We start from the raw sequence: 5,059 nt of genomic DNA, 5'->3' as shown, positions 1-5,059 counted from the left end.
GGATTGGTCGAAACTATCACCTGAGAAGTTGTGCCGCGAATGTGAAACCGGGCTCCGCACCATCCTCGCCCGCGAACTCGGTATGCCGGCATCGGCAGTGGATGTGGATCGGCCGTTCCCGGAGTTGGGCCTTGATTCGATGATGGCGATGACTGTGCTGCGAGACGCCAAGAAGTTTGTGGGCATCGACTTGTCGGCGACGATGTTGTGGGACCACCCGACCATCTCGTCACTGGCCGCATTCTTGGCGAAAATGCTTGCGCTACAACAGGAAAAGCTCCAGTCCAGCGACGTCAATGAGGGTCGCGACTCCGAGATCAGTGTGTTGGACGCGTTGTTCGACAGTGTGGAATCGGCTGTGGCCGGTAATGAGAGCGGTATCCGATGAGAACGACCTTCAGCAGGATTTCGGGCATGACCGCCACCCAGCGTGCCGCGTTGGTGGATCAGTTCGAAAAGGCCTCCCGCCTCGCGGTAGCCGAGCCGGTGGCGGTGGTGGGAATTGGCTGCCGATTCCCCGGTGGTGGGGTTGGGCCGGACGGTTACTGGACACTGCTGGCCAACGGCGCGGATGCGATCGGCGAGATTCCTGCGGACCGGTGGGACGCCGAAGCGTTTTACGATCCGGACCCCTTCGCACCGGGGCGGATGGCCTCGAAGTGGGGTGGATTCCTGCCCGATGTGGCGGGGTTCGACGCCGACTTCTTCGGTATCTCCCCGCGTGAGGCCGAGGCAATGGATCCCCAGCAACGACTGCTGCTGGAGGTGGCTTGGGAAGCGCTGGAGCATGCCGGTATCGCTCCGGATGTCCTCAGCGGCACCCGCACCGGGGTCATGATGGGGGTCTACTACACCGAGTACCAGACTGCTTCGGCGGCGAACCCGGACACCATTGATGCCTACTGCGCGACGGGAAACGCGCACAGCATCACGGTGGGACGCATCGCTTACCTGCTGGGTCTGCGCGGTCCCGCGGTGGCGGTGGACACGGCGTGCTCATCGTCGCTGGTTGCCGTGCACCTGGCGTGTCAGAGCCTGCGCCTGCGAGAGAGCGACATGGCCCTGGCCGGCGGCGTCAACCTCATCTTGCGTCCGGAAACTCAACTCGCACTGTCGAAGTGGGGAATGCTGTCTCCGCGGGGCCGGTGCCATGCCTTCGACGCAGGGGCGGATGGGTTCGTGCGCGGTGAGGGCGCCGGGGTGGTGGTGCTCAAGCGACTCACCGACGCCGTGCGCGACGGAGATCAGGTACTGGCGGTCGTGCGGGGGTCGGCGGTCAATCAAGATGGCCGCTCCAACGGTCTTACCGCGCCGAATGCGCTGGCGCAGTGCGACGTGATCACCCGGGCGTTGGGTGGCGCCGACGTCGCGGCGGGCTCCGTGAATTTCGTTGAGGCGCACGGCACCGGCACCGCTCTGGGCGATCCGATCGAGTTCGACGCGTTGTCTGCCGTCTATGGGCGAGGGGAGGCCCAATGCGCACTGGGCGCGGTGAAGACGAATATGGGGCACCTCGAGGCGGCCGCCGGAATCGCCGGGTTCATCAAGGCCGTGCTGGCTGTGCAGCGAGGGCAGATTCCGCCGAACCTTCACTTCTCACAATGGAACCCGGCGATCGATGCTTCACAAACGCGATTGTTCGTGCCGACCAGCAAAACGCCGTGGCCCGAATGCGAGGGGCCGCGCCGAGCGGCGGTGTCGTCGTTCGGTCTTGGCGGAACCAATGCGCATGTGGTGCTGGAGCAGGGCCCGGATCCCGTACCGGCCTCTAATGGTGAATCGGATCCCACGGTGACGACATTGGTGGTATCAGGCAAGACGGCCCAGCGACTTGGGTCATGGGCATCGGTGCTGGCCGATTGGATGGACGGTGAGGGCGCCGCCGTTCCATTGGCGGCTGTGGCCCGGACTGTCAACCATCGGCGCAACCGCCACAGCACATTCGCCACCGTATGTGCGCGTGATCGCGGGCAGGCGGTTGAAGGGTTGCGCGCGCTAGCCACAGGTCGCCCGGCGCCGGGCGTGGTCAGCACCCAGGACGGATCCTCGGGAACGGGCACGGTGTTCCTGTACTCCGGGCAAGGCTCGCAATGGCCCGGAATGGGCAGGCAGTTGCTGGCCGATGAGCCTGCGTTCGCGGCAGCAGTTGCTGATTTGGAGCCGGATTTCACTGAGCAGGTTGGGTTTTCACTGCGGCAGGTGCTGGCCGACGGTGAGCAGCTGGTCGGTATCCACCGGATCCAGCCGGTGCTGGTGGGGATCCAGTTGGCTCTGACCGAACTGTGGCGCTACTACGGCGTGGAACCCGACGCGGTCATCGGGCATTCGATGGGAGAGGTCACCGCGGCAGTGGTGGCGGGAGCGCTCACCCGGGCTGAGGGGTTCCGGGTGATCGCTACCCGCTCCCGTCTGATGTCGCGGTTGTCCGGGCAGGGCGCGATGGCGCTGTTGGAATCGGACGCGGCCGCCACCGAGGAGTTGATCGCCCAGTACCCAGACGTCACCCTGGCGGTGTATGCGTCGCCCCGTCAAACGGTCATCGCCGGGCCACCCGAGCAGGTCGACGCGGTAGTCGCGATGGTGGATGCCCAGGGTCGGCTGGCGCGGCGCATCGAGGTTGACGTAGCGTCCCATCACCCGACCATCGATCCAATACTGTCCGAATTGCGCAGCGCCCTAGCAGATCTGGCGCCGACCACGCCGAAAATCCCACTCATCAGCGCGACCGGCCACAGCGGCGATGGGGCGCCGGTGTTCGATGCCGAATATTGGGTGGTCAATGTGCGCAACCCGGTGCGTTTCAACCAGGCCGTTGCCGCGGCCGGTGCCAACAACGGAACGTTCGTGGAAGTCAGTCCGCATCCGCTGCTCGCCCACGCGATCACCGAAAGCCTCGAGGCAGTCAGGCCAGGTGGCGATGTCCGCGTTTCGGGAACATTGAATCGTGACAACGACGAAACGCTGACTTTCCACACGAACTTGGCTGTGGTCCGGCCGCCGGCAGGTGTGGCGGCGCCCGACGCCCGTGCGGCTGGGTTCGTGGATCTCCCGCCGACACCGTGGCTGCATTCGAGGTATTGGGTGGCCAATCGATCCATCGGTCAGCAGTCCAGCGGCGCTCACCCATTACTGGGTGCCCATACAGAAATGCCGTCCGGCGACCATGTGTGGCAGGCAGATGTCGGAACCGAATTCGTCTCGTGGCTGGCCGACCACAAGGTGCATGGCCAATCTGTCATGCCGGGGGCGGGTTTCGCCGAGATGGCCCTGGCTGCAGGTTGCGAGGCGCTTGGCCTGCCCGTCGCGGCCGTGCAGGTGAGTCGGCTCGAGGTCGAGCAGATGCTTCCGCTGAGCACCCAAACCCGGGTCACAACGCAGCTTTCTAGTAGCGCCGACAATGGGATTCGCGTCGAGATCCATTCTCGCTCGACCGGTGGCAACTGGTCGCGGCATGCGGTGGCCCGCATAGACGTCGAGCCGCGCGATGTCGGGGCCGAGACGACGGGATCACAGGGCGCGGCCGGAACCGTCGTAACACCGGCAGACTTCTACACCGCCTTGCGGCGCACCGGTGCATATCATGGCCAGGCGTTCGCCGCACTGACACGCATCGCTCGAAAGCCGAACGGTTCGGCGGAAACCGAGATCGTTCTTCCAGACGAGGCCGCTCCGCATCGCGGTTATCGGATACATCCCGTGATGCTGGATGCGGCGCTGCAGAGTCTGGCCGCCGCGATGCCCTCCGACTCGCTCAGTGATTCTGCCGAAGTCACGTATTTGCCGGTGTCATTCGAGACGATCCGCGTTTTCGGCGATGTCGGCAGGCGCGCCCGATGCCATGCTGAGTTGGTCAGCCTCGATGACGACGGCGCCGGCAAGCTGGGCCGCGTCAGCTTGATGGATGACGCAGGGGTTCCGACAGCGGAAATTACCGGCATATACCTGCGGCGGGTCGAGCGCCGGACGGTGCCGCTGCCCTTGGCGCAGAAGGTCTTTGACACCGAATGGGTGCAAGCTTCGCCTCCGTCACAGATCGGCGCGAGTCCGTCCGCGACCGCCGGAAGCTGGCTGGTGTTGGCGGATGGGACCGATACGAAAGAGATCGTAAAGAACTTCGAGGCCAGCTTCGCTTCATCAAGCCGGCGGGTGATCGGCGCAGACCTCACAGATGAGTCCGCGGTGCGGAAGGCCTTCACGTATGCCACAGCGGATCCGGATCTTCCGCCGCTCGGTGTGGTGATCTTCGTCGGGCAGCATCCGTTCGACGGTACCGACTGCACTGTGGCGCTGGCCCACGCGCGCGATCTGATCTGGGCGATCTCGGCGACGGTGCGCGCGGTTGCCGGCAGCTGGCACGGGAAGTCGCCACGACTGTGGCTGGTGACGCGAAACGGACTCCCGGTGCACGGGGGTGAGCCGGGTGATCCGGCGATCGGCTGCCTCAAAGGCCTCATTCGGGTCCTCGCCTACGAGAACCCCGATCTTCGCGCGACACTTGTTGATCTGGACACCACGGGTGACGTGCTGGGGACCCTGATCACCGAATTGGGGTCGCCGGATAACAATGATGTGATCGCCTGGCGGTCGGACCAGCGATACGCGGAACGGCTCTCCCGCGCAACTCTCGGTGGACGCCAGCGTGATCCGGTTGTCCGCCGGGATGGTGCGTACATCATCACAGGTGGCCTGGGCGGCATCGGCATGGTCGTCGCTCGCTGGCTGGTCGACAGCGGCGCGAGGCGCGTCGTCCTCAACGGCCGTTCCGATCCCTCGGACGAGCAGCGCGAAGGCCTTGCCAACCTGGAAGGCCGCGCCGAAATCGTTGTAGTGCGAGGCGATATCGCGTCATCGGGCGTGGCCGAGCACCTGGTGGACGCTGCCGAGGAGACCGGACTGCCGTTGCGGGGAGTCGTCCATGCTGCGGCTGTGATCGATGACCAGATCGTGGCCGCGCTCAGCCAGGAAAGCCTGGACCGTGTCTGGGCGCCCAAGGCGGCAGGCGCATTGCGGCTACACGAAGCGACAGCCAGTCGAAAGCTCGATTGGTGGGTCGGCTTCT

2 protein-coding genes are annotated in these 5,059 nt (G+C 65.1%); both read left to right on the top strand.

What is annotated here, in order from left to right:
- The coding region (locus VFH65_RS12950) for an acyl carrier protein (protein ID WP_353322018.1) at positions 1-388 on the top strand (388 nt) is incomplete at its 5' end.
- The coding region (locus VFH65_RS12945) for a type I polyketide synthase (RefSeq protein WP_414688407.1) at positions 385-5,059 on the top strand (4,675 nt) is incomplete at its 3' end. The genes VFH65_RS12950 and VFH65_RS12945, both read left to right, overlap by 4 nt.

This window comes from Mycobacterium sp., from assembly GCF_035697385.1.
In the GTDB taxonomy this organism is placed as follows: Bacteria; Actinomycetota; Actinomycetes; order Mycobacteriales; family Mycobacteriaceae; genus Mycobacterium.
Note: the sequence above shows the minus strand (reverse complement) of the source record. Positions and strands in the feature narration are given on the sequence as shown.